General features: G+C 65.7%; 24 protein-coding genes. 10 read left to right on the top strand and 14 right to left on the bottom strand.

Going from position 1 to position 25,459, the window contains the following annotated elements:
- Positions 1-122: 122 nt before the first annotated feature.
- The 5 genes from M622_RS38465 to M622_RS38445 are packed head-to-tail and all read right to left on the bottom strand — an operon-like array spanning position 123 to position 5,496.
- Positions 123-1,373, bottom strand: coding sequence for a hypothetical protein (locus M622_RS38465; RefSeq protein WP_021251066.1), 1,251 nt, complete (start codon positions 1,371-1,373; stop codon positions 123-125).
- The gene (locus M622_RS38460; protein WP_021251065.1) at positions 1,354-2,067 is read right to left on the bottom strand and encodes an ABC transporter ATP-binding protein; all 714 of its coding nucleotides are present in this window, start codon (positions 2,065-2,067) and stop codon (positions 1,354-1,356) included. Before M622_RS38460 ends, M622_RS38465 begins: the two co-directional genes overlap by 20 nt.
- A 23-nt stretch (positions 2,068-2,090) precedes the next feature.
- A complete protein-coding gene (locus tag M622_RS38455; RefSeq protein WP_021251064.1) occupies positions 2,091-3,392 on the bottom strand; it encodes an ABC transporter permease in 1,302 nt (433 codons plus the stop codon).
- Positions 3,389-4,720, bottom strand: a complete 1,332-nt coding sequence (locus tag M622_RS38450; RefSeq protein WP_084520820.1) for an ABC transporter permease — start codon at positions 4,718-4,720, stop codon at positions 3,389-3,391. The genes M622_RS38455 and M622_RS38450 overlap by 4 nt, the downstream gene beginning before the upstream one ends.
- A 2-nt stretch (positions 4,721-4,722) precedes the next feature.
- Positions 4,723-5,496 carry an outer membrane lipoprotein-sorting protein gene (locus M622_RS38445; protein ID WP_021251062.1) on the bottom strand — a complete coding sequence of 258 codons (774 nt, stop codon included), beginning with the start codon at positions 5,494-5,496 and terminating at the stop codon, positions 4,723-4,725.
- A gap of 129 nt (positions 5,497-5,625) precedes the next feature.
- Here M622_RS38445 and M622_RS38440 point away from each other — a divergent pair, with 129 nt between their 5' ends.
- From M622_RS38440 to M622_RS38425, 4 genes are all read left to right on the top strand, one after another.
- Entirely contained in the window at positions 5,626-7,068 is a 1,443-nt protein-coding gene (locus tag M622_RS38440) for a phospholipase D family protein (RefSeq protein WP_021251061.1), read from the top strand.
- A gap of 136 nt (positions 7,069-7,204) precedes the next feature.
- Complete coding sequence (locus M622_RS38435) at positions 7,205-8,521, top strand: hypothetical protein (RefSeq protein ID WP_021251060.1); 1,317 nt, start codon at positions 7,205-7,207, stop codon at positions 8,519-8,521.
- 138 nt (positions 8,522-8,659) lie between these two features.
- Positions 8,660-9,763, top strand: coding sequence for a tRNA (uridine(54)-C5)-methyltransferase TrmA (gene trmA, locus M622_RS38430; protein ID WP_021251059.1), 1,104 nt, complete (start codon positions 8,660-8,662; stop codon positions 9,761-9,763).
- A 136-nt stretch (positions 9,764-9,899) separates the two neighbouring features.
- A complete protein-coding gene (locus M622_RS38425) occupies positions 9,900-11,723 on the top strand; it encodes a M61 family metallopeptidase (RefSeq protein ID WP_021251058.1) in 1,824 nt (607 codons plus the stop codon).
- A 104-nt stretch (positions 11,724-11,827) separates the two neighbouring features.
- Here M622_RS38425 and M622_RS38420 read toward each other — a convergent pair whose 3' ends face one another.
- From M622_RS38420 to lexA, 5 genes are all read right to left on the bottom strand, one after another.
- A complete protein-coding gene (locus tag M622_RS38420) occupies positions 11,828-13,255 on the bottom strand; it encodes an MATE family efflux transporter (protein WP_021251057.1) in 1,428 nt (475 codons plus the stop codon).
- Complete coding sequence (locus M622_RS38415; protein ID WP_021251056.1) at positions 13,252-13,824, bottom strand: hypothetical protein; 573 nt, start codon at positions 13,822-13,824, stop codon at positions 13,252-13,254. Before M622_RS38415 ends, M622_RS38420 begins: the two co-directional genes overlap by 4 nt.
- Positions 13,825-13,926: 102 nt before the next feature.
- Complete coding sequence (locus tag M622_RS38410; RefSeq protein WP_021251055.1) at positions 13,927-15,375, bottom strand: Y-family DNA polymerase; 1,449 nt, start codon at positions 15,373-15,375, stop codon at positions 13,927-13,929.
- Between the two features lie 6 nt (positions 15,376-15,381).
- Positions 15,382-16,080 carry a translesion DNA synthesis-associated protein ImuA gene (gene imuA, locus M622_RS38405; protein ID WP_021251054.1) on the bottom strand — a complete coding sequence of 233 codons (699 nt, stop codon included), beginning with the start codon at positions 16,078-16,080 and terminating at the stop codon, positions 15,382-15,384.
- Positions 16,081-16,103: 23 nt separating this feature from the next.
- On the bottom strand, positions 16,104-16,712 hold the full coding sequence (lexA, locus tag M622_RS0120780; protein ID WP_031347602.1) for a transcriptional repressor LexA: 609 nt from the start codon (positions 16,710-16,712) through the stop codon (positions 16,104-16,106).
- A gap of 296 nt (positions 16,713-17,008) precedes the next feature.
- Here lexA and M622_RS38400 point away from each other — a divergent pair, with 296 nt between their 5' ends.
- From M622_RS38400 to M622_RS38390, 3 genes are all read left to right on the top strand, one after another.
- On the top strand, positions 17,009-17,506 hold the full coding sequence (locus M622_RS38400) for a peroxiredoxin (RefSeq protein WP_021251053.1): 498 nt from the start codon (positions 17,009-17,011) through the stop codon (positions 17,504-17,506).
- Entirely contained in the window at positions 17,481-17,966 is a 486-nt protein-coding gene (locus M622_RS38395) for an FKBP-type peptidyl-prolyl cis-trans isomerase (protein ID WP_031347601.1), read from the top strand. The genes M622_RS38400 and M622_RS38395 overlap by 26 nt, the downstream gene beginning before the upstream one ends.
- A 118-nt stretch (positions 17,967-18,084) precedes the next feature.
- Positions 18,085-20,187, top strand: a complete 2,103-nt coding sequence (locus M622_RS38390) for an ABC transporter ATP-binding protein (protein WP_084520819.1) — start codon at positions 18,085-18,087, stop codon at positions 20,185-20,187.
- A gap of 42 nt (positions 20,188-20,229) precedes the next feature.
- On the opposite strand, the gene M622_RS0120775 is transcribed toward M622_RS38390, so the two are convergent.
- Both M622_RS0120775 and gloB read right to left on the bottom strand, forming a co-directional pair.
- Positions 20,230-21,837 (bottom strand): transglycosylase SLT domain-containing protein, encoded by a 1,608-nt coding sequence (locus M622_RS0120775; RefSeq protein WP_245543113.1) that lies wholly within the window; start codon positions 21,835-21,837, stop codon positions 20,230-20,232.
- A gap of 139 nt (positions 21,838-21,976) precedes the next feature.
- A complete protein-coding gene (gloB, locus tag M622_RS38385; protein ID WP_021251049.1) occupies positions 21,977-22,750 on the bottom strand; it encodes a hydroxyacylglutathione hydrolase in 774 nt (257 codons plus the stop codon).
- Between the two features lie 27 nt (positions 22,751-22,777).
- Between gloB and M622_RS38380 the strand changes: the two genes are divergently transcribed.
- The 3 genes from M622_RS38380 to dnaQ all read left to right on the top strand — a co-directional run bounded on the left by M622_RS38380 (position 22,778) and on the right by dnaQ (position 24,750).
- Positions 22,778-23,506, top strand: a complete 729-nt coding sequence (locus M622_RS38380; RefSeq protein WP_031347598.1) for a class I SAM-dependent methyltransferase — start codon at positions 22,778-22,780, stop codon at positions 23,504-23,506.
- Entirely contained in the window at positions 23,507-23,968 is a 462-nt protein-coding gene (gene rnhA / locus M622_RS38375) for a ribonuclease HI (protein WP_021251047.1), read from the top strand.
- Between the two features lie 62 nt (positions 23,969-24,030).
- Positions 24,031-24,750 (top strand): DNA polymerase III subunit epsilon, encoded by a 720-nt coding sequence (gene dnaQ / locus M622_RS38370; protein WP_021251046.1) that lies wholly within the window; start codon positions 24,031-24,033, stop codon positions 24,748-24,750.
- Between the two features lie 31 nt (positions 24,751-24,781).
- On the opposite strand, the gene M622_RS38365 is transcribed toward dnaQ, so the two are convergent.
- Both M622_RS38365 and nqrM read right to left on the bottom strand, forming a co-directional pair.
- A complete protein-coding gene (locus tag M622_RS38365) occupies positions 24,782-25,177 on the bottom strand; it encodes a CBS domain-containing protein (RefSeq protein WP_021251045.1) in 396 nt (131 codons plus the stop codon).
- A 36-nt stretch (positions 25,178-25,213) separates the two neighbouring features.
- Positions 25,214-25,414 carry a (Na+)-NQR maturation NqrM gene (gene nqrM / locus M622_RS38360; protein ID WP_021251044.1) on the bottom strand — a complete coding sequence of 67 codons (201 nt, stop codon included), beginning with the start codon at positions 25,412-25,414 and terminating at the stop codon, positions 25,214-25,216.
- Positions 25,415-25,459 lie beyond the last annotated feature (45 nt).

Here is a 25,459-nt window from a genome sequence, read left to right as displayed (position 1 = left end):
GGAACAGGGAGGTTCCGTCGCAGCCGTCCCATCCCTCTGCGGGAATCCTTAGCGTACGTTTTTTTCCATTTCGTGAGCTGACCCCTTGTATGCAGCCCGGTTGGTGCTGCCGATTGCCTGCTTCAGAAGTAATGGCGCCAGCGCAGGGTGGCATTCGTGGGGGTGGCACCAAATTCGGAGCGTGGCCGAGCCTGGGCATCCAGCCCCCTGCCGGTGCCGAGCGACATCGATAGCAGCAGGTCGGACTCGTTGCTCAGCGAATACACCAGGCTCAACTGGTGCAGCAGCGAGCCGTGGTAGCTGCCCGCGGCGTCCTTGAGCGGCGTTGCCAGCAGGGTGTAGCTGGCGCTGATCAAGGGCGTGATGTCCTGCTGCACCGACAGGCCCAGCACGCGCTGGCTGAGCTGCGGCTGCAGGCCTGATGTCACCAGACGGTCGGTGAGCAGGACTGGAAGATCCGCCTCGTTGCTGGCGCCGCGTCCGTTGTGGTACCACTCGGCCGAGACCAGCGTGCCCTTGTCGAACTGGTAGTCCACACCCGCGATCCAGAACAGGGTGTTCCCGCCTGTCTGTTTCGCCTGGGTGTGCAAGGCCTCGATGCGCCAGCCGATGCCGCGCCAGTCGCTCTCGAAGGACGCACCCAACTGGCGCTGGCCGATCACTTCGCCAGCGAGCAGGGCGAACTGCGATGTCTGGCCGACCTGGCGCTGGTAGTGCAGCGCGCCGCTGTTCTTGATCGTCCTGTCGTCGTGCGGCGCCAGCGCGTAGACGGCGGTGAGCGAAGAAAAATCGGACGGATACCAATTGAACACCGCAGCGTCGATGCCCGGCTTGTAGTCGGTGTCCAGAGCGGTGGGGGCGAAGGCGCCGAACACGTTCAGCGGCTGCCAGAAGCGACCCGCACCCCAGTCGATGGGTTGGCGGCCCACCGACAGGGATGTGGCGCCGAGACGCTTCTTGTAGGCGATGCGGTCCAGCGCCCAGTCGAGTCGGGTCTGGCGACGCACGCCGTCACCTGACGTGCTCTCAGCAGCCAGACGGCGGAACCGAAAGAGATCGCTGGAGTGCGCGGTGGAAGCGGGCACGCCACGGAAATTCTGGCGTGTGGCCACGGCATGCACCGACCATTCAGCGCCGCCACCGTGGTCTTCAAGCATCAAGCGCAGGCCTTGCTGGTCGGCGCTGGGGACGGATATGCCGGGCACGCCGTCACCGACATCGCCCGCGCCTGGCGAGGCGGCAGTGCCGAGCACTGAGACGCGTCCCGTCAGATCAGCCGCATGGGCAGAAACCACCAGGCAGGCAAGGCCCATAACCAGACCAGGAGCCAAGTTGCGCCGGCGCAGCTGCGCCTCAGGCCAGCGCTCGGGCATGGCTGCTCTGCTCCCTGCGTTCATCCGATTCGATCCGACCGTCGCGCAGCGTGATGATGCGCTGGGCGCGCTCCATCACGCGCGCGTCGTGGGTGGAGAAGAGGAAGGTGGTTTTTTCCTCCTTCGACAGCTTGTACATGATGTCGAGCAGTGCGGTGGCGTTCTCGGAATCGAGGTTGGCCGTGGGTTCGTCGGCCAGCACCAGGCGCGGGCCGGCGGCCAGTGCGCGGGCCACGGCCACGCGCTGTTGCTGGCCACCACTCAAGGCCGAGGGTCGGCGGTCCATGACCTTGCCCAGGCCGACCAGTTCAAGGTAGTGGCGCGCGCGCTCGCGGCGCTCCCTTTCAGGGCGGCCTTGCAGCACCATCACCAGCTCCACATTCTCCAGCGCGGTGAGCACCGCCACCAGGTTGTAGGCCTGGAAGATGAAGCCCAGCTCAAACAGGCGAAAGCTGGACAGCACGGCTTCGGGCATGGCGGTGATCTCCTTGCCGTTGACCAGCACCTTGCCTTCGCTGGGGGCGTCTAGCCCGCCGATGATGTTGAGCAGCGTGGTCTTGCCTGACCCCGAAGGCCCGACCAGGGCGGCGAACTCACCTTCCGTCACGGTGAGCTCGACATCGGCCAGGGCGCGCACTTCGAGCTCGCCCTGGCGGTAGCGTTTTCCTATGCCTTGCACTTGCAGCAATTGCATGCGGTGTTCTCCGGTTCAGTGCTTCAGGTGCGCAGCGCTTGCACAGGGGTGACGCGGGCGGCCTTGATGGCGGGGTAGATGCCGCTGGCGAGGGTGGCGATGAAGATGAGCAGGGTGAGCTGCTGCACGCGCTCCCAGGAGAGCTCGCTGTAGACGATCGGGTCCATGAAGGTGCCCATCATCTGGGTGTTGTCACCCATCAGCGCACCGATGTTCACGCCTTGATACGCGAACCAGAGGTGGGCGCCGCCGCCCAGCAGCCAGCCCACCGCCACCGCCAGCAAGCCCAGCAGCAGCGACTCAAGAAACACCAGCAACAACAGGTGGCGCCGACCCAGGCCCAGCGCGCGCAGCAGGCCGAATTCGCGCGTGCGTTCCAGCACGCTCATGAGCACGGTGTTGACGATACCGAACACGACCAGGACCAGGATCAGCAGCAAGAAGATGTAGCTGCCAGCGGCGTCGATGAAGAGGAACTGCACCAGCTGCGGCATCATCTCGCGCCAGTCCAGCGCCACCACGGTGTCGCTGTCCAGGCCGGTCTTGAGCTTCTGTGCCCAGACGGCGAGGGCGTCAGGGTCGTCCAGGAAGATGGCGAAGCGGGTCACCGGGGCCAGACTGGCGTCAGCGCCTTCGCCTTGCAGGAACAGGCGTGCCAGACCAATGTCGGCCAGCACCAGAAAGTCGTCCATCTCGTCGACCCTGGAATCGAAGATGCCACGCACCCGGCCCAGCTGGGCCTGAGAGTCACCGCCTTGCGTGCCCGCCATCAACACCACCTTGGCTCCGACCCTGGCCTTGAGCTTGCGCGCCATGCCGTCGCCAATGACGATGCCGCGCTCGTCGCCGGGCTCGAACCAGCTGCCATCGATCAGCCGGGGCTGCAGCATCTTCGCGCGCGCGTCATCCACACTGGCCAGACCTTCCAGGCCGGCGCCCACCGAGTTGGCGGGTGTGCTCGCGAGCACCTGCAGCGAAATGCGCGGCTCCACGCTGCCGGGCACGCCCAGCGCCTGGATCTGACTCGCCAGCGCCTTGCCATCGGCCAGGTAACGGTGGTTGGCGGGGTTTTCGAGGTAGCCGCGCGGCTGCACCGTGATGTGGCCTTCGCCCAGCTTGATGGCGTTGCGGATCATGTTGTTGTGGCCGCCGTCGGTGAAGCCGATCATCACCACCGCCAGGCCAAAGCCGAAGGCGATGCTGACCAGGGTGACTACGGTGCGGCGACGGTGCCGCCAGAGGTTGCGCCAGGCCAGCATCAGCATGGTGGCAAGGGGCAGACGGGCTTTGCCCGGCGCGGTGGTGTGCAGGGTGCGGGTGCTCATCGCATGGACTCCGCTGGCTTGACGCGCATCACGCGCCAGGACGGCAACAGCGCGGCGATCATGGTGATGGCGATCACCAGCAGGGCGGCGTAGATCACGTGCATCGGCTCCAGCTGCATGGGCATGAGCGGGTCGATCACGATGCCCACCATGTCAAAGCCGTCCGGCATGCTGGCGCTGAGGTCGATGCCGTCCTTGAGCAGGCCCTTGATCAGCACCAGCGCCGCCACCACGCCCAGCACCGCCGAGATGAGGGCGAGCAACAGCGGCTCGATCAGCACCATCACCAGCAGCCAGCGCTTGTCCATGCCGATGGCGCGCAGCACGCCGAACTCGCGCGTGCGCTCGTGGATGGCCATGATCATGGTGTTGACCATGCCGAGCGCGGCCAGCGCGACCACGATCAGACCGATGACCCAGACCACGCCGTCGTACATGCTGATCATGTCGGCCAGGGCAGGGGCAATCTGGCGCCAGTTGCGCAGCAAGGGCGGGCCACCGAGCTTGTCCAGCGGCTGCGCGGCGGTGAGCGCCTGGACTTTGGCCGCCACCGCGGCTTGCACCGCGTCGAGCTGCGACACATCCTTGAGCTTGAACGAGAGCTCGTGAAAGCCCTGGTCCATCACCATCAGCGACTGAAAGGCGGCGATGGACATCAACACGCCCTGGCGGTCGAACGCCGGATCGATGGGTTTGAGCACCCCCGCCACCTGGTACAGGGCGTTGCCGATACTGGCATCGGCCGCCTGCGTCACCAGAATGAGTTCGGCACCGGGGGTGATGTTCATGTTCCTGGCCAACTGCGCGCCGATCAGCACATGGTGACGCGGCAGGCCGGCGTCGGTCGGTGGCGCGGGACCGAGATCGGACGTGCCTTCGCGCACTTCTTCAAGCAGGCGTGTCACCCGCGGCTCACGCTGGGGGTCGACCGCCTTGATCAGCACACCGTTGGAGGCGTCGCCCGCGCTGGCCAGGGCGGAAGCGTAGAGGCGCGGCGCCATCGACAGGTCGGGAAAGGCCGTTTCCAGCTCCTTCAAGGTGTTCCAGGGCAGGGTGGCGTACAGGTCCTGGTCGTCCACGAAGGCCTGGCGGTGCAGCTGCATGTGGCCCAGCGCCAGGTCGGTGGCGTGATCGACCATCTGGCGCGTCATGCCTGCTACCAGCCCGAGGTAGAGCAGCAGCAGCACCAGGCTACCCGCCAGCGCCGCCACGGTGAGGCCGCTACGCGCCGGGTTGCGCCAGATGTTGCGCCAGGCCATGAAAATCAGGGTGGGCAGGCGGCTGCCGCCCGTCGTTCGGGTCGAGTCCCCTGATGTTGATGTGCTCATGATCAGCGCTTGCGCTGCAGGCTTTGCAGCGAAAAGAAGCTGTCTTCGATCGGGACACCAAAGCGGATGTCTTCGTAAGTGATGACGGTGGATTCGTCCGGCTTGTCTTCGGGTTGCAGACGCATGCGCATGGGCACGAAGCGCTCACCAATCTGTTTGACCTCGTCGAAGCGCAGGGTGCGGATCAGCTTGTCCTCTTCGTCGTAGTAGCGCGCCACCGTGGGGGCCAGGGTTTTCTGATCGACCACGTTCACCACCTTGCCCCAGACGACCGCGGCATCGGGTTTGGCCACTGAGGTGATCTCATAAATTTTCTGGCCGTCGCGTACACCATCGAAAGTGATGGTTGAGCTGTAGTCGTCTGCGAAGGTGCTGTCCTTGACCAGATCGTCGTTGGTGAAATGGCTGCCCATCCACGAGCCCGACATCATGCTGGAGGGCACCTTGGTGACGCGGTTGATCTTGGGCAGGTAGTTCCAGATGTTGTCGTCCACCTTGAGCGTGGCCACGCCCCGGTCCTTCACCGGCTCGCGGATCACGACCAGCGAAGCCTTCTTGCCGCTGGACCAGGACTCCAGGGTCATGCTGCGCTCATAGCGCTGTGTCTTGACCGCCATGCTCATGGTGGCTTGCGAGGTCTCGCCGCGCCACAGGTCGTCGATGTGGCGGATCAGCTCGTCGACCTTCATCGCGTGGGCGCACAAGGACAGCGGCATCAGGACGAAGGCCGTCAGGGCCTGGACCAGCTTGCGTCGGCTGAAGGTGTGGGATGTCATGGGCTCTCTCCGGTGGGCAGCCAAGGGCGTTCACTTGCGCTGGCCGCTGCAGCGCCAGCGTGTGGCGCACGGTGGTAATCTCCTCGCTGGCCACACCTTCGGCCCGCATTCGACAGTCGAAGCTCCTCGATGATCCTCCAAGACACGTCAGATTCTCCGCTGGGCAAGGCGGCGCTGCCGATGGTGCAGGCACACCCCGGCAAGTCGGGCGTGTTCGCCCTGGCCGACGGACGCGACGCCTTTGCCGCACGCGTGCTGCTGGCCGATGCCAGCGAGTGCTCGCTCGATGTCCAGTATTACATCTGGAATGGCGACAAGACAGGCACCTTGCTGTTCGAAGCGCTGCGCCGCGCCGCCGACCGTGGCGTGCGCGTGCGCCTGCTGCTCGACGACAACAATACCGCCGGTCTGGACACCGTGCTGGCTGCGCTGAATTCCCATCCCAAGATCGAAGTGCGGCTTTTCAATCCGTTCATGCACCGACGCTGGCGTGTCCTGAGCTTTCTCACCGATTTTCGGCGGCTCAATCGGCGCATGCACAACAAGTCCTTCATTGCGGACAGGCAGGCATGCATCATCGGCGGTCGCAACGTGGGTGACGAATACTTCGATGCCGGGCAGGGCGTCTCCTTCGTCGACCTTGATGTGCTGGCGATTGGCCCGGTGGTCGAGGACGTGTCGGTAGATTTCGAGCGCTACTGGAGCAGTGAATCGTCCTATCCAGCCGAGCGTGTGTTGGCCCGTGTGAGCCAGACCGCCATTGCCGAGGTCAGCGCCGCCGCTGCGCGGGTGGAGAAGGATCCTGCGGCCGTCGCCTACATGCGGGCAATCGCCAATTCAAAGTACGTCCAGCAGGTGCTTGCCGGTGAATTGGCTTTCAAATGGTCCACCGTGCAGATGGTCAGCGACAATCCGGCCAAGGGGCTGGGCCTCGCCAGGGACGAGGAGTTGATGTGGACGCGGCTCAAACAGGTGCTGCAGACGCCGCGGCTCGAGCTGGAGCTGGTCTCGCCCTACTTTGTACCCGGGAAGGAGGGGGTTGAGTACTTCAGCGCTCTGGCCCGACAAGGGATCAAGGTCAGGATACTGACGAACTCGTTGGCGGCCACCGATGTTGCCGCCGTGCATTCCGGCTATGCCAGACGACGCAAACCGATGCTCGAGGCGGGCGTTGAGATCTTCGAGATGGAGCCCGAGTTCTCGTTTGCGCCCACCAAGGCCCATGGGGCGCTGGGCAGCTCGAACGCCAGCCTGCACGCGAAGACATTTTCCATCGATCGCTCACGCGTCTTTGTCGGCTCGTTCAACTTCGATCCCCGGTCGCAAAGGCTCAACACCGAGCTCGGCTTCGTGATCGACTGCCCGGCCATCGCGCAGGCGATCGCCGACGCCTTTGCCAGCATCATTCCCGCGCGCGCCTACCAGGTTCGGTTGAGCGCGGCGGCAAGCCTGCAATGGGTGGAACAGCGAGACGGCGAGGAGGTTGTGTACGATCGGGAGCCTCGTGCCGGCTTCGCGCTGCGCGCCTTCGTGGGCATGCTGTCCATGCTGCCGATCGAATGGCTGCTTTGACGACCTCCTGGAGAGACCGACCTGTGCCTTCACCGACACACGACCATCCTGCAGCAACGAAGGGCGGCGAACTCATCGTCGCCCCCGCCCGAGCCATGCCGACAAACCCCGGCCCTGCCCTGATCCACCGCCTGCCATGAGCGCTTACACCCGTCTGCATGCGCTGCTCGTCGACGACGACCCGATGGCGCAGGTCTGCCGCGATCTGCCCGAATCCGCGTGCCGCGCGCAGCCGCGTAACTACGGTGTGCATATCGTGTCGCTGGGTCTGACGAAGGTCGGCGAAGGCCTGGCCGATCCCAAGCTCGTGCTCGCCTGGTTGCTCGACGCCATCGGCACGCCGACCTGGGCACTGGGCTTGCTGGTGCCGGTGCGCGAATCGCTGGCGATGCTGCCGCAGCTGGCGATCTCGGCGCGCATCCGCCAGCTCGCCATTCGCAAGACCGTGTACGTGTTCGGCTGCCTCGTCCAGGGCGCGGCGATCATCGGCTTCGGCTTCATGGGCTGGTTGGCGCAGATGTTCTCCGGCACCGTCGCCGGCATCGTCGCAGTCTTGCTGATCGCGGTCTTCGCGCTCGGGCGCAGCCTGAGCTCCATCAGCCACAAGGACGTGCTCGGCAAGACCGTGGACCGGGGCCGGCGCGGTTCGGTCAGCGGCACGGCGGGCACCGTCGCCGCGCTGGTGACGCTGCTGCTCGCGCTCGCCTATTCAATGGGCTGGATTGCGCTCACGGTGCCGGTCGTCTCAGGCATGGTCGCGCTCGGCGGCCTGTGCTGGTTGCTGGCGGCGTTCGTGTTCGGATCGATCCGCGAAGAGCCCGGCGCCACCGAAGGCGGCATCGACGGTCTGGCTGCGGTGATCGCGCAACTTGGTCTGCTGCGCAGCAATGCGCCGCTGCGCCGGCTGATCGTGACGCGCGCCTTGCTGTTGTCGTCGGCGCTGGCGCCGCCGTTCTACATCGCACTCAGTGGCGACAGCACGGTCAGCGGCCTGGGTACGCTGGGCCCGTTCATGATCGCGTCAGCGTCGGCGAGTCTGGTCAGCGCCTACGTCTGGGGGCGGCTCGCCGACCGCTCGAGTCGTCGCGTACTGATGCTCGCTGCCACGCTCACCGCGCTGGCCAACGCGATCGCCGCCTTTCTTGCCCTGGCGATGCCGCAGCTGCTGGGTGGCTCGCTGCTGCTGCCGGCGCTCTTGTTCGTGCTGATGATCGCCCACCAGGGCGTGCGCCTGGGGCGTTCGGTGCACGTCGTGGACATGGCAGACCGTGACAGCCGGGCGACCTACACCGCGCTCAGCAATTCGGTGGTGGGGCTGATCCTGCTCGCCGGCGGCATCTTCGGTGTGATCGCGCAGTGGCTCGGCATCGGCGCCGTGCTGGCGATCTTCACCCTGATGGCGGCACTGGCGATACGCGCGGCAGCCGGCCTGGACGAGGTTCAGGACGCGTAAACCGCTACACCGACGACGACTCTTGCTCGCCGTCAATGCCTTGCCGTCGCCGGAGTGCAGCGCATCGGCGTGGGGGGGCAAATCGGGGCCGGGTTATACTCCGCGCCCTTGTTCAGCCCCGATCACGCAAGCTCCGCCATGGCCCTCAATCGCATCGATCCCGCCCAGTACGAATCGCAACTGGCCACCAAACTGGCTGCCTTCAAGGGCGGTTTTGTCAGCCTCGCGCTGCCCGAGCCCGAGGTCTTCCGCTCGGCGCCTCTGCATTACCGCATGCGCGTGGAATTTCGCATCTGGCATCACGACGGGCGCATTGACTATGCCATGTTCGAGCGTGAGGGCGATGAGAAGAAGGTGGTGCTGATCGATGATTTTCCGGTCGCGGTAAAGCCGATCTGCGATCTGATGCCGCGCTTGCGTGACTACCTGCAGGACTGTGAGCCGCTCAGAAACAAGCTGTTCCAGATCGAGTTTCTGGCCACCGATAGCGGCGAGCTGATGCTCTGCCTCATCTATCACCGCGCCCTTGACGAGGAATGGACCGCCCAGGCCCAGCTGCTGGCGGAGCGCTTTGGCGCGCAGGTGATCGGCCGCAGCCGCAAGCAGAAGATCGTGCTCGGTCGGGACTGGCTGCTCGAGCGTATCGAGCTCGATGGACGAACGCTGCATTACCAACAGATCGAGGGCAGCTTCACTCAGCCCAATTTTGGCGTGAACCGCCACATGCTGGGCTGGGCCTGTCGCCAGGTGAGCGATGCAGGCGGTGATCTGCTCGAGCTCTACTGCGGCAATGGCAACTTCACCATCGCGCTGGCGCCGGCCTTTGACAAGGTGCTCGCCACCGAAGTCAGCAAATCCTCGGTCGCTGCGGCGCGCTACAACCTCGACGCCAATGGCGTGGAAAACGTCACCCTGGTGCGCATGTCGAGTGATGAGATCAGCGATGCGCTGGCGGGCGGGCGTGAATACCTGCGCATGAAGGAGGTGGAACTGGCCAGCTACCGCTTTTCGACCCTGTTCGTGGACCCGCCGCGCAGCGGACTGGATGCCGCAACCGTGGAGCTGGCGCGCGGTTTCGAGCGCATTCTGTACGTGTCGTGCAATCCGGCAACGCTGCGCGACAACGTCGCCGCCCTGCACGACACGCATGAGATCGCAGCCGCCGCCGTGTTCGATCAGTTTCCCTACACCGCTCATCTCGAAAGCGGTCTGCTGCTGCGTCGGCGTTCCTTGCCTGCATAGGCGGGCGTTCGGGCCACGTCGCGTCAGTGTGAGGTTGTGACTCGCGGCTGCGAGTCGACCTCCATCGCCCGGGGTGGTAAACATGAGCTTCCCGACCCCACGCTGTACGTGGGGCGTCAACCGGACCCATGACCCGATGCCCGCCTTGCCTGCCGTCGAATACCGTATCTGCCCCGCCCAGCCCGGCGCCCACCTGTTCGAAGTCAGCTGCACGGTGCGCGACCCCGACCCGCAAGGGCAGATCTTCCGCCTGCCGGCGTGGATTCCGGGCAGCTACATGATTCGCGAGTTCGCGCGCCACATCGTCACCTTGCGCGCGGAGCTCGATGGCGAGCCCTGGCCCATCGACAAGCTCGACAAGCACAGCTGGCGTGCCGCGCCGACGGCAGTAAAAGGCACGCTCAGCCTGCATTACGAGGTCTATGCCTGGGATCTTTCGGTGCGCGCTGCCCACCTCGATGACAGTCACGGCTTTTTCAATGGCACGAGCGTGTTTCTCGCCGTCGACGGGCGCACAGACCGGCCCTGTCTGGTCGACATCGAGCGACCGTCCGGCACCGCCTATCGCGACTGGAAAGTGGCCACCGCCCTGGCGCTGGCACGGGGCGTGCGTGGTGCCGCGCGCCCCTACGGCTTTGGCGTGTATCGCGCCGCCGATTACGACGAGCTCATCGATCACCCGGTGGAGATGGGCAACTTCACGCTCGGCCATTTCGAGGCCGCGGGGGTCACCCACGACATCGTGCTCAGCGGTCGCCATGACTGCGATCTCGAGCGCCTCGGCGAGGACCTGCGCCGTGTCTGCGAATGGCAGGTCGCGCTCTTTGGGGCGCCGCCGCCGATGGACTATTACGTCTTTCTCACCATGGTGGTGGGCGAGGGTTATGGTGGCCTCGAGCATCGGGCCTCGACCGCGCTGCTGTGCAGCCGGGCCGATCTGCCGTGGAAGGGGATGGCGGGGGGTGCGGAGACCTTGCCGGAGGGCTACAAGACCTTCCTTGGCCTGTGCAGCCACGAGTATTTCCACACCTGGAACGTCAAGCGCATCAAGCCCGCCGCCTTCACGCCCTATGACCTGAGCGAGGAGAACTACACCCGCCTGCTGTGGGCCTTCGAGGGCTTCACCTCGTATTACGACGATCTCGCGCTGGTGCGAAGCGGCGTCATCAAGCCCGAGGAATACCTCGAACTGCTCGCCAAGACCGTCTCCAATGTCTTGCGCGGCAGCGGGCGCGGCAAGCAGAGCGTGGCGGAGTCGTCCTTCGATGCGTGGACGAAATTTTACCGCCAGGACGAGAACGCGCCCAACGCCATCGTCAGCTATTACGCCAAGGGCGCGCTCATCGCCCTCGCGCTCGACCTGCAGTTGCGCGCCGGCAGCGAAGGCCGCAAGAGCCTGGACGATGTCATGCGTCTGCTGTGGCAGGCTCATGGACAGAGCGGGATAGGGGTGGCGGAGGACGGCATCTTCGCAGCGGTGCGCGAGGTCGGCGGCGGCACGCTCGGGCCCAGGCTGGCACGCTGGCTGGAGAAGACGGTAGAGGGCACTGAGGACTTGCCGCTGGCACGATTGCTGAAGGGTTTTGGCGTTGATTACCATGTCGAGCCCGCGGGCAAAACGCCGGAACTGGGGGTCAAGCTCGCCACCGGTAATGGCGATGAAGTCAGGTTGGCGACGGTCTACGATGGTGGCCCGGCGCAGGCCGCCGGGCTGTCGGCCGGCGATGTCTTGCTGGCGCTTGACGGCCTGAAACTCAGCGCCAAATCGATGGATGCGATGCTCGCCCGCCGCCAGGTCGGTGATGAGGTCGAGATTCACGCCTTCCGTCGCGACGAACTGCGGCAGTTCAGGCTCACCCTCGCCGCACCCGAGGCCAGCAAGGTCAGCCTCAAGCTCGCAGCCCGCGCCGGAGCCGCGGTGCTGAAGCTGCGCCGGGGCTGGCTGGGCAGCACGAAATAGCGATTCCTGTGCGCTCCCTGCGGCTGGTCCTTTCTGTGCGCCCTGCTCGTGCGCTGGTTGAGGTGCGAGGGTCGGGTCAGGGTTCGAGCTGAGTCCGCAGCGTTTCAGCCTTTCGATCGGACGCCCCCATAGGCTTCCGCCTTGCGCCTCAACACCCGCCGCAACAGCAGACCGAACAGCAGCGCTGCGAGCACCGTGGCGGCGACGCTGGCTTCCCAGAAGCCGCTGATCGAGGGCGCGGCCTCGCGGCCGAAGGCGTGATAGGTGGCCCAGTAGCCCCCGCCCAGGCCGATGCCCCAGAAGCTGAGCGTGTGCAGCGCCATCGGCAGCAGAGTCACCTTGAAGCCGCGCAAGGCATACGAGGCCACGGTCTGAATGGAGCCGGTGAGTTGATAGAGGCAGACATACACGATGAGCCCGAGCGCAATTGCGCGCACCGCCGGATCTTCGGATGAGAGCGCGAGCACCGGTTCGCGCACCAGCCACAAGCCGATGCCGATCAGCGAGGCCGAAGCGGCGCTCAGATACAGACTGATCCTGACCGTCGCGCGTGCGCGCGCCCAGTTGTGGGCGCCCGCCGCCTGTCCGACCAGCACCATGGTTGCGATCGACATTGCCAGCGGCAACATGTAGACGAGGGAGGCGATGTTGGCAACGACGCGGTGACCGGCGACGGCTTCGGTGCCGAGGCGGGCGATGAAGAAGGCGATGAGGGTGAAGGAGGTGATCTCGATGAAGCTCGAGAAACCCATGGGCACGCCCAGTCGCAACAGCTTGCCGATCTCGCGCAGGTGAGGCCGGCGCCAGTGCGAGAAGATCGCGTAAGGTTTGTAGGCGGCGCTGCGGCGCAGATGGAGCAGGCCACCGATGGCGCCCAGCCAGCTCACGATGGCGGTGGATATGCCGCAACCGGCACCACCGAGCGCTGGCAGGCCAATGAAATCCAGGTGGCCGTGGGTCAGCGCTGAGGCCAGGGGGATGTGGGTGCTGGCAAGCAGCAGGCTGATGATGATCAGCACGCGCGGCCGGCCGACGGCGTTGTTGAAGGCGTAGAAGGTGCGGTACAGCAGTGCTGCGGGCAGGCCCAGGGCGGTGGCACGCAGATAGGCAGCCGCGCCTTCGGCGATCTCTGCGGGGACGCGTGCCAGGGTGAGCAGCGCCTCGGGGTAGGCGAGGATGAGAGTCCCTGGCACCGATAGCAGGAGCGCGAGCCAGATGCCTTGCTGCAGCGCGGGGCCAATCGCGTGTACACGGTTCGCGCCGAAGTGCTGCGCGATCGTCGGAGCCACCGCCTGCAGGATGCCGACCAGCAACATCACCACCGAGACGTAGAAGCTGCTGCCGATCGCCACCGCCGCGAGATCGGTGGTGCCGTAGCGGCTCGCGATCAGGGTGTCGGCGATCATCATGCTGATCGACAACATCTGGGCTACCAGTACAGGCCAGGCGTGGTGCAGCAGTTGGCGGGCGATGACGCCGGCGGACAGGTTGTTTGTTGCGTCGGCCAGGCTGGAGTTGGGGTCTGGGCTCAATCTTGCGCTGCGGGGGTCAGCAGCAGGCGCGGTCGCCAATAGCGCCAGGCGAGGAAGCTGAACAGCCCGGACATGATCAGCCAGAAGCCCACGCCCTCCCAGAACGCGATCGGGTCGGTGGCAAGAAAGTAATCACGCGGCGGACGCACGAAGTGAATGCGACCTTCATATATGGCGCGTCCGGCGGTGACGACACCGAACAAGGCCGGTGAGAACCACACCACCAGGGCGACTGCAACAATGAACTGGTCGAGCAGGCGGCTGGCGCGGCGCTTGGCCATGTATACGCTATCCACACCAAACCAGATCGCCAGCACGAAGCCAATGATCGCCACCAGCGGCACCACCGCGAGCACGGCGCCGAGCAAGGTGGCGGTGGCCATGAAGGTGAAACCTTCCAGGGGCATGATCCGGGTCCAGATCGGCTCGAGCTGGCTGAACAGCGCCCAGGAGATCGGTACTGCAATGAGGAAGGCGAGCAGGCCCAGACGGGCGCGGCGACGGGCGATGTCACCCGCCAAAGGGGCAGGGGTGGCGGGGTGGGCCGGATCGGGAAAGGTTGAGGACATTGTTCGGTGATGCCCGGCAAGCCGGGTAAGAGTGAGCGCGAGGAAGAGTCTACTACGTTAGTTCGTGGCCTCCGTCGGGGCTGCCTGTCCGCGCGGCTGGAATCAGCCGAAATACCCTTGCACATACCAGCCCCCCGGGGGGTCGAGTTGGTGGAAGATCCAGCACAGGCGGTGGTCGCGCTCATGCGCGAGGTAGTAGTCGCGACGAATGTCGCCACCGTCCCACCAGCCGCTCTCAATGCGCTCGGCGTCGCCAAGCAGGGTGAACTGACGGGCGCCTATGGCCCTGGGCTCGGGTAGCAGCCAGAACGGGCGCCTGCGCCCGGGCAGCGCCAGCGTGGCAGGGCGACGCGGCGCTGGTGAGGTGGCCGCGCTGTTTGCGGCGCAGACCTGCCAGGCGGCTTCAGGGCGGTGATCGGCGACCGCGTCCAGGCGGCAGATGGCGTCCTTGCCCAGGCGCGCCCGCAGGCGCTCGAGCAAGCGCCAGGCCTCGTCCCTGAGTTGTGCGGGCGTCTCGAACAGCTCGCCGGCAACAAGTGGGTGCTCGAGCACATGTTCGGCTTCCAGGCGCAGGGCGCACACTTCGTCTGCCAGGACCTGTGTCGCCAGCAGTTCGCGTGCGATCAGGGCAATGTGTTTGTCGTCGTCGCTGGGGTGGCCGAGCACGATGTCGAGCGCGCTCGTCGCATGGCGTTCGTGCACCAGCACCAGGCGGCAGTGATCGATGGCGGTATGTCGGGCGCGCAGCCAGGCGCTCAGGCTCGCGAACAGGCGGCGCGCGGCGAACAGCAAGGCCTCGCTGTGATGACTGGGGGCAGGCAGGACGAGTTCATTGGCAAAGCGGGCAGGTGGTTCGAACCAGGGGCGCGGATCGGGCTGTTCGCCACGGGCACGGGCGATGAGCAGGCTTATGGCCCCGGCCTGGCGCAGTGCCAGGCCGGCGGCGGGCAAGGCGCGTACCTCGCCAAGACTGCGTATGCCCAGCCCGGCGAGCAGCTCCAGGGCGGCGGCGGGGCAGGCAGGGTTGTTGTCGAGTACCGCCAGCGGCAGCCGCTCCAGGGCTTGCCGCCAGTCGCTGCCGGCAACAGGGCCCTGGCCGCAGACAGCAAACCAGTGGGCGGCGAGGGGAGTGGGGGCGCAGGCGACATGGGTGACGAGGCCGAGCAGCTCCAGGCCTTCATGCACTTGCTGCTCGACAGCGGCCATGCCGCCGAAAAGGCGCAGGCTGGCGCTGATCTCGAGCAGCACCGCGTTGGGCGGCGCGAGGCTGATGCGGGGTGTGAAGCAGCCTGCCCAACAGGCGATTTCAGCCAGCAGCGCCGTCTCGCGTTCGGGCTGGCGCGGCTGCAGACGCAAGGCCGGAGCGATGGCCTGCGCTGCCGCCACCGCCTGGTCGGCGTTCACCCCCTGGGCGCAGGCGGCGTCATTGGCGAGCAGGATGCGTGCGCTCGCGCGCGCGTCGAGCACGGCCATCGGCAGTTCGGCATCGAGCTGCGCGCGGGTGAACACCTGCAAGGGCAGGGCGGGGACGAAGATCGCGAGCCACAGCATGGGGCATCAGTCCACGAGGCTGAGGTGGCGTGCGCCGTGCGGATTCTGTGCCTTGGTCGCCGGATCCGCCTGCGTTGGCGCAATACCGTTCAGCTCGTCCCAGCACAGCTGAATCGGCCCTGCGGCCGGCGGGCCGCGGCGTTTCAGGATGTCGATCTGCAGGCCATCGAGCGTCGGTGACAGCGCCAGACGCAAGAGCGCAGGCGAGGCGTGACGCACTGCGCTGCGCGCGCGCAGCAGGAACAAAGGTGTGGCGCCTTGTTCGGCAGCCAGCTGCAGACGTCGCAGCGCCGCGGTGTCAAGGCGCGCAAGCCAGGCCATCACCAGAGCGCAGCTGCCGCTGGCGCTCGCCTGGCGCGTGGCCCACAAGGCCTCGGTGGGGGTGGACGGGCGGATCAGCAGCAGGCGCTGCAGCGCCACGCCGGCGGCCTCGAGCGCGGGCGCATAAGGCAATAGCGGTGGGGCAATCAAGGCCATCCAGCGCTCATCGGCAAGCTCGCGCAGCAGCGGCAGCAGCAAGGAGATTTCGCCCACCCCGGGGTGTTCGGTGAGCAGCTCGATGAGGGCGCCCGCGGGCCAGCCGCCGCCGGGCAGCGCTGCGTCGAGCGCGGCAAAGCCGGTCGGCAGCGTGTTGCCTGGCGCCTGTGCCAGCTGCGTGGCCTGCCACACGAGGCCTGCCGGCAGGCACTCGAGTCCCTGGGCCACTGTGAGCTCCGTGAAAAGGGTGTTCAGTGATCCTTGCGGATCAGGCCGACCATGACGCCTTCGATGCTCAGCGCGTCGCGCCGGGTGTCGACCACGATGGGCTTGAAGTCGGGGTTGGCTGGCAGCAGTTCGACCAGCGCGCCCTTGCGTTGCAAGGTCTTGACGGTGACGTCGTCTTCCAGACGGGCGACCACGATCTGGCCGTTACGCGCTTCCGGGCTGCGATGCACGGCGATCAGGTCACCGTCCAGGATGCCGGCGTCGCGCATGCTCATGCCGCGCACGCGCAACAGGTAGTCGGCGCGTGGTGAAAACAGGGCAGGGTCGAGCTGGTAGTGGGCCTCGACGTGTTCGGCGGCGAGGATGGGGCTGCCGGCGGCGACGTGGCCGATCAGCGGCAGGCCCAGTGCTGCGACCAGGCGGATGCCGCGCGCACGGCCTTCTTCGAGCAGGATCGCGCCCTTGGCGGCGAGCGCACGCAGATGGGTTTCGGCGGCATTGGGTGAGCGAAAGCCGAAGGCGGTGCACACTTCGGCACGGGTGGGCGGACGACCTTCGCCTTCGACGGTGCTGCGGATGAAGTCGAGAATTTCCTGCTGACGGGCGGTGAGGGTTTCGCTACGGGCACTCATGACAGCCTCCTGATGTTGCCTGTAATTTTAAACAGTTATTCGTCCTCGGCAAGCCCTGTTGCGGGAAAAGCCTTGCGCGTGTGCGGGCGCGGCTGGCCTGAAATGATGCAGTGCGTCTTGAGCCCGCCCCACTTCTGCGCTATTGCTGCAGCGAGGCGTCCGCATGAGGCGTCCGTCAGCTTGTCCAACCCGGGAGAGAGATCATGTTCGTCCAGCCCCAAGTCAGGGCAAGACCAAGGTCCGGTAGAGTTCGCAAGGGCTCTCGGCTAGAATCCGCCACACGTCAGGAAGACCTCATGCTGCAAAGCGGCGATATCGCACCTCTGTTCTCGTTGCCGGATGCAGATATGGAAACATTCGATCTGGCATCGGTGGCCGGCAAGCATCATCTGGTGCTTTATTTCTACCCTCGTGACCGTACTCCGGGCTGCACCCTGCAGGCGGCCGACTTCAGCGATCGTGAGGGTGAGTTTGCTCGCCATGGTTGCATCGTGGTCGGCGTGAGTCCGGACGATTGCATGACCCATGCCGACTTCCGTGACGAGGAAGGTCTGTCCATCCGTCTGTTATCGGATCCCGACAAGGACGTTTGCAAGCTGTACGGGGTGTGGCGGCAGAAAGAGGTCGATGGCGTGAACCGAATGGGGGTGCGGCGGTCGACTTTCATCATCGACAAGCAGGGCACCATCCGCCACACTTTCTACGATGTAGTTCCCCGCGGCCATGCCGCGGCGGTTTTTGAATTGGTCAAGAAACTGGAATCTGACAATGCAGAATCAAATCGCAAAAAATAGCGTCGTGACGCTCAACTACACTGTGCGCGACACGGACGGCGCCGTCATCGATGATGGCGAGCACCCGTTGGTGTATCTGCATGGCGGATACGACGGCATCTTCCCGGTACTGGAAGAGACCCTGCACGCCAAGAAGGTGGGCGACGTGCTGCAGATCAAGCTGCTGCCCGAAGAGGCCTTCGGTGACTACGACGAGGAATTGATCCTGGTCGAGGATGCCAAGCTGTTTCCGGAGAACATCGAAGTCGGCATGAGCTTCGAGCGCGTGTCTGAGGATGGTGAAGAAGAAGTGGTCTACCGTGTCACCGACATTGCCGATGGCAAGGTCGTGGTCGATGGTAATCACCCGCTTGCCGGGGTCGCGCTGGTGTTCGACGTGACGGTTGCCGAAGTGCGACCCGCGACCACCGAGGAAATCAACCATGGCCATGTCCATGGTGCAGGCGGACATCACCACTGATTGTTTGCGGGGGCCGCGCAAGCGGCCTTTTTTTCGTCCCTCGTCTACCATCCGCAGCGTCCGACCCTGCGTTCTTCTGTCCCTTGCTCTGTCTCACTGCCCTCGCCGCTGTGCACCCATGAACTCCACCGATCCCGCCGTGCCCCCCTCCGGCGGCTCATCGCCTTTGCCTTCACCCGTGCCCTCGTCTCCGCCCCTGCTGTGCGTGACCGACCTTGGAGTTGTCCTCGATCGGGGCGACACCGAGCTGCGCCCGGTCGATGGTGTCGATCTCAGCATTGCCGCGGGTGAAACCTATGCGCTGCTGGGTGAATCCGGTTGCGGCAAGTCGATGACTGCGCTCGCGCTCACGCGCCTGCTGCCCGACAGCGGACGCATCGAGCGCGGCGAGGTCAGGCTGGACGGTGAGGATCTGCTGCGCCTGCCGGAGTCGGCCATGCGTAAGGTGCGTGGTGGGCGCATCGGCATGATCTTCCAGGAACCGGCGACCAGCCTGAATCCGGTGATGACGGTGGGCGCGCAGATTGTCGAGGCTCTGGCACGACACGGCCTGCGCGCTGCGCAAGCCCAGGCCGAAGCCTGCCGTTTGCTGGAGGCGGTCGGCATTCCTGATCCGGTGCAGCGCCTGCGCGACTATCCGTTTCAGTTCTCGGGTGGCATGAAGCAGCGCGTGATGATTGCCATTGCGCTCGCCGGGCGGCCGCAGCTGCTCATCGCCGATGAGCCGACGACGGCGCTCGACGTCACCATCCAGGCGCAGGTGCTGGACTTGCTGGCGCAGATCCAGCGCGAGCGTGGCATGGGCATGTTGTTGATCACCCACGATCTCGGCGTGGCGGCACGCATGGCGCACCGGGTGGGCATCATGTACGCGGGTGAGGTGGTGGAGACCGGGCCGCGCGCGGCCTTCTTCCGTACGCCGCTGCATCCCTATGCGCGCAAGCTGTTTGCGGCGCTGCCCGGCAGTGGACGGCGTGGCGCGCCGCTCGATGCGCCTCATGGCGCGGTGCCGGCGCTCGACCGCGATTTTACCGGCTGCCGTTTCGCCGAGCGCTGCGCGCTGGCCTTCGATCGCTGCGATGACGAGGCGCCGGCCTGGCATCAGCTGGGTGAACAGGCCGTGCGCTGCCATCTGTATGAGGGCGTGAACACGCCGCACGCACACCCGCCTGCGCTGGGTGTGGCGCTGGCGGCGGCGCTGCATCGCGGACGCAGCGCGACGCCGGTGCTGGAAGTGCAGGATCTGAGCGTGCACTTCCCGGTGCGCAAGGGCTTGCTGCGACGAACCGTAGGCCACGTGCGCGCGGTCGATGGGGTCAGCCTGCGGCTGGCTCCGGGGCGCACGCTGGCACTGGTGGGCGAGTCCGGCTGTGGCAAGACGACGGTGGGCAAGGCCATACTCAAGCTGATCAAGGCGAGCACCGGCGAGCTCTTCCTGGATGGCGAAAACATCAGCGCATACCACGGCGAACAACTGCATGCGCTGCGTACTGCGGTGCAGATGGTGTTCCAGGATCCGTTCGCCTCGCTCAATCCGCGCATGCGCGTGGGCGACATCATCGAAGAAGGCATGATCAGCCTCGACGTCGAGGCCAGTGCGCGCGCGCGCCAGCTGCGCATCGCCGAGCTGCTCGAGCGTGTGGGTCTGTCCGCCGACATGCGCTGGCGTTACCCGCACGAGTTCTCCGGCGGTCAGCGCCAGCGCATCGCCATGGCGCGCGCGCTGGCGGTGTCACCACGGGTGATCGTGTGTGACGAGCCCACGAGTGCACTCGACGTGTCGGTGCAGGCGCAGCTGCTCAACCTGATGCGCGAGCTGCAGGCCGAACAAGGGCTGGCTTACCTCTTCATCACCCACAACCTGGCGGTGGTCGAGTACCTGGCCGATGAAGTGGCGGTGATGTACCTCGGCCGCATCGTCGAGGAAGGGCCGGTCGACAAGGTGTTGCGTGCACCCGCCCATCCCTACACACGCGCCCTGCTCGCTGCGGTGCCGCGCGTCATGGAGGACGCAGGCGCGAGCGCATCACCGTCGCCGGGGAAAGCTGACCCGGCACCCGCTGCGCTCGATCTGCCCTCGCCCCTGAACCCCCCGGGCGGATGCCATTTCCATCCGCGCTGCCCGCATGTGACCGATGTCTGCCGTGTGAGCTATCCGCCGGTCACCGAGTTCGGCCAGGGCCATCGTTTTCGTTGTCACTGGCCACGCCTGATCCCCTGAGTCCCTGAGCCCCTGAGCCCCTGAACTCAGCGCGCCCGTGATTCAACGTTGCCTGGAGTCGGCTGCTTTGGGTTTGGCTTTGGCGGCGGGTGCCGCCGTCGGTGAGGGTTTTTTTGCGGCCTTGGCGGCAGGGCTCCCCTTGCCGGGCTTGGCCCCCGGTTTGCCTTGAGTCGGGGCTGCTTTGCTGCGGGCCGCTGCGCGTTGTGGTGCAGACCTGACGGCTGCAGGCGCGCTTCGCACCGGCGCCTTGAGCCCGGTGCCGCCCGCAGCGCCTGCCGTACGTCGGATCTTCAGGCCTTGCTGACGCGTTGCAGCGCCGGCGAAGGGCAGCATGCTGCTGAGTTCGAGCGCGCCTTCAGGGTCGCTGCCAGCCGGTACGAGCAGGGTTTGCCCGGCTCCGGAGGTGTTGCCCGCGAGGCCGTTGATCTGCCTCAGCTCGGACACGGTGAGCCCATGTTCGGCAGCGATCTCGCTGAGCTGCTCGCCGCGTTCCACGGTATGCAGGCGCCACACCTTGCCACTGCGCTCGAGCTCTTCCAGGCCTTCGCGCAGCCTGCGCGCGCGGTCGGTGGGCACGATGAAGCTCTGCCCGGCCATTGTCGTCACCGGGCGATTGAAGCCGGGGTTGAGCGCGAGGAACTCGTCCACCGGCATGTCCGACAGTTCCGCCGCGGTGGCCAGGTCTACGCCGATCGGGGCATCGACGGCGACGAAGTGCATTTCGTTGGCCACATAGGGGAGCTCGAAGTGGAACAGCTCCGGTTCGGAAACAATGTTCTTGATCGCCTGCAGCTTGGGCACGTAGTTGCGGGTTTCCTCCGGCATGCGCAGATGGCTGTATTCGCCCGGCAGCCCCTCGTCGGCGTTGCGCTTGAGTGCGCGCTGCACGGCGCCTTCGCCCCAGTTGTAGGACGCCAGCGCAAGGTGCCAGTCGCCGTGCATCTCATAGATCTTCTGCAGATAGTCGAGGGCGGCGTTGGTGGAGGCGATGACATCGCGTCTTTCGTCCACCCAGGAGTCCTGGGTGAGGTTGTAATACTTGCCGGTCGAGGGGATGAACTGCCACAAACCGGATGCATGCGAGCGCGAATAGGCGAGCGGGTTGTAGCTGCTTTCCACCATCGGGAGCAGCGCCAGTTCGGTAGGCATGCCGCGGCGTTCGAGCTCGTCGACGATGTAGTAGAGATAGCGGCCGCCGCGGGCAAAGACCTGCTTGAGGAAGGCGGGGCGGTTGATGTAGAAGGCCTGCTGCTCGCTGACGCGCTCGCTGTCGAGGTCGGACATGCCGAAGCCGCGGCGGATGCGGTCCCAGATGTCGTTGGCGTCGCGCGTGAGGTCGAGCGTGAGCACCCGCTTGGGCGGCGCCAGCGCATCGGCCTCGGTCACGATGAGCTCGGACACCACGGCTTCCGGCACTGCGACCGCGGGCGCATTGAGCTCAGGTGTGTCGGTCGCGGCCAGGTCGGCTCCCAGGTCGGCTCCAGACCCACTGGTCTGTCCTTCAGAACCGCTGGTCTGTCCTTCAGGCCCGCTGGTCTGTCCTGCGCTGGTGGGCGGCTGTGCCGCGTCCTCGGCGTGGATCAGGGTGCTTGCGCCCAGCATGTACAGGCAGCAAGCAGTAGAAAGAAAAAGGGCGAGGCGTGTGCGCATGCTCGTGGGGCCGCCTTGTGTCCCGGACGATAAAACGCGCCAGTCTATCGATCGCGCGGATGTGACGTCAATTTTGTGGCGTGCGCGCCGGCGCAGCGTGAGCGCTTGCCCGCTGTCCGCCCGGTTGCGGGCGCCGACTTCAGAAATTGTCTTTCCAGGCCCGCAGCGCGGTGAGGCACTCGAGCGCGTTGGCGGGCCGGGTTCCGTGATGTGCCGCAATTGCGTCGTGGATGCCGGGCTGTTCGCTGCGCAGAAAGGGGTTGATCGCCTTTTCGAGCCCGATGGTGCTGGGCAGGGTGGGTTGATTGGCTGCGCGCAGTGCCTTGCAGCGCGCGGCGTAGGCGTCGCGAGCGGGGTTGTGGGGTTCGGCTGCGTGGGCGAAGGCCAGGTTGGACAAGGTGTACTCGTGAGTGCAGTAGACCTGGGTGTCGTCGGGCAGGGCCGCGAGCTTGGCCAGCGAACTTGCCAGCTGGCTGGGGCTGCCTTCGAACAGGCGCCCGCAACCGGCGGAAAACAAGGTGTCACCACAGAACAGCACGCGCGCCGCGCCGTCGGGCGTGACAAAGGCAATGTGGCCGGCGGTGTGGGCCGGGATGTCGAGCACGTCGAAGTCAAGATTCATGGGGGCGATGTGCACCCTGTCGCCCTCGACCAGACGGTGGTCAACGCCGTCGATGTCCTCGTGGGCCGGTCCGAACACGGGTACGGGCGCGTGCGCGAGCAAGCTGCGCAGGCCGCCGACGTGATCGGCATGATGATGGGTGATGAGGATGGCTGCGAGCTGCAGCTGCTCACGCTCAAGGTGGTCGATGACGGGCTGGGCGTCGCCCGGATCGACCACCAGGGCATGGCGGCCGTCGTGCATGAGCCAGATGTAGTTATCGCGAAAGGCGGGAAGAGGGATAATGGTCATCCCTGAATTGTGGAAGCCTGGACGCCGATGTCAATGCCGGACCTCTCCGAGTGGTTGAAAACACCGCTGGGGCGTTACCTGATGGACTGGGAAAGGGCCGGGCTGGAGCGCATGGTGGCGGACATCTTTGGCTACCGGGCGGTGCAGATCGGCTTGCCGGGGGTGGATCTGCTGGCCGCCAACCGCATGCCTTTCCGTTTTCGCTGCGCGCGCGTGGGTGCGGCGGCGGTGCTGGCGCACGAATTCGAGCTGCCTTTCGCAACGGCCAGCATGGACCTGGTGCTGATGCCGCATGTGCTGGAATTTTCGGCCGACCCGCACCGGGTGCTGCGCGAAGTCGAGCGTGTGCTGGTGGCCGAAGGCAGCGTCGTGCTCAGCGGGCTCAATCCACTCAGTCTGTGGGGCCTGCGCCGCATGGCTGCACGCACCGGCGGGGTGCTGCCGTGGCGCGGGCACTACCGTTCGGTGATGCGCATCAAGGACTGGCTGACCCTGCTCGGCTTCGAGGTGCTTGAGTGCGAATCAGGCTGTCACGTCCCGGCTGTCCGCTCTGCCGCCTGGCTGGAGCGCTGGCGCTTCATGGACCGGATCGGCGCGCGCTGGTGGCCGGTGCTGGGTGGCGCCTATCTCGTGCATGGGGTGAAGCGGGTGCAGGGGGTGCGGCTGATCACGCCGCAGTGGCGCGATGGCAAGGCGCGCGCAAAACGACTATCCACCGTTGCTCAGCGCAACGATGACACACGGAAGACGCAATAGATGCAAGAAGAAGTGGACATCTACACCGATGGCGCCTGCAGCGGCAATCCCGGGCCCGGCGGGTGGGGGGCGATCCTGCGCTCAGGGGCGCATGAAAAGGAAATCTGGGGCGGCGAGCCCGCCACCACCAACAACCGCATGGAGCTGCTGGCGGTCATCCGCGCACTCAACACGCTCAAGCGCCCGGTGAGCGTGCGGGTGCACACCGACAGCCAGTATGTGCAGAAAGGCATTTCGGAATGGATCCACGGCTGGAAGGCACGGGGCTGGAAGACTGCGGCGAAAGCGCCGGTGAAGAACGCCGACCTGTGGCGGGCGCTGGACGAAGCCCGCGAGCGCCATCAGGTGAAGTGGCTGTGGGTGCGCGGCCATTCGGGCCATGCTGAAAATGAGCGTGCGGATGAGCTCGCGCGTCGCGGCGTGGACGCCGTGCGCAAGACTGGTGCTGCGGTTGAGCCCTGAGCCTTCAGCTCTGACCCTTCTCGCCCTTGGCGGCTGACTACAAAATCATTTCAGGAAAGATCATGCGACAGATTGTGCTCGACACCGAGACTACCGGGCTGGATTGGCGTAACGGCGATCGGGTGATTGAAATTGGCTGTGTGGAGCTCGTCAATCGAAACCTCACCGGTCGCCATTTTCACGTCTACCTCAACCCTGGGCGGGGTATTGATGCCGAAGCGGTGGCGGTGCACGGCATCACCGAGGAGTTTCTCGCCGACAAGCCGAAGTTCGCCGATGTGGCGGCCGACTTCGAGGCTTTCGTGCGCGACGCCGAGCTGGTGATTCACAACGCCAGCTTCGACGTCGGCTTTCTCGACAATGAGTTCGAGCTGCTGGGCCGCGAACATCTGCGTGGCCTGTGTGCGGGCGTGATCGATACCTTGAAGCTGGCCAAGGAGCAGAACCCGGGCAAGAAGGCCTCGCTCGATGCCTTGTGCGACCGCTACGAGATCAACAACGCCCATCGCGAGCTGCACGGCGCGCTACTCGACGCCGAGCTGCTGGCCGATGTCTATCTGGCCATGACCCGGGGTCAGGAAAGCCTGATCATGTCGCTCGATGAGGAGTTCTCTGCCCAGGAGAACGACGCCAAGGGCGTTGCGCGGGTGCGAGTGCCGGTCAAGGTGCTCAGAAGCACCGACACAGAGCGCCAGGCGCACGAGCGCGTGCTGGCGGACATCGCCAAGGCGAACAAGGGTGCCTGTCTGTGGCTGGAGGCGGCAGAGGCTGTCGCCAGCTGAATCCGACGCTGCGGCGCGATGCGCGCAGCAATCAGCGCAGCCTTTCCAGCCCTTTCAGGATATCGTGACGCGAGATCTGGCCGACGAGGCGCGCGCCCTCGACCACCGGCAGGCGCGAGAAGCTGCTGCTGACGAAGATCTGGATGGCGTCGATCAGGGTCGCATCGGTCGATACCGCGACCACGTCCGTGCTCATGAAGTCGCGCACCAGACCTTCCTCGCTACGGAAATAGGAGGCGTCGAGCGCGGCCTTCAGGCAATCCTTCTCCGACAGGAAGCCGATCAGGCGTGCGTTCTCGTCCACCACCGGCGCGCCGCTGAGGCGGTGTTCAAGCAGCTTGTGCACCGCCTTGAGCAGATTGGTCGCAGGCGTGAAGGCGAGCTGGTCGCCAATCATGTAATCCTTCACGAGCATGGATCGCAGCATGGTGCCTCCGCATGGGCGCTAAGGTGATGGGGGTGTTCAAGAAGCCGCGTCGGTGCTGGCCTTGAGCCGCGCCGCACGCTTGCTGCACGGCTTCTTGCAGCCAAATTCGCACTCGTCGCCGAGGGTGGCCAAGCCGCCACAACTGCCGGCAATCGGTTTGCGACCGAGGATGACGCCGATCGCCATGGCGCCGATCACGAGCACGATGACGCCAAGAGTAATGAGAAAAGTACTCATGATGCTCCTACCTTTTTTGGTCCGCTGTCAGCGCTTCCGTGGACA

This window comes from Thauera terpenica 58Eu, assembly GCF_000443165.1.
Classification (GTDB): domain Bacteria; phylum Pseudomonadota; class Gammaproteobacteria; order Burkholderiales; family Rhodocyclaceae; genus Thauera; species Thauera terpenica.
This window is presented reverse-complemented; position numbering and strand designations above follow the sequence as displayed.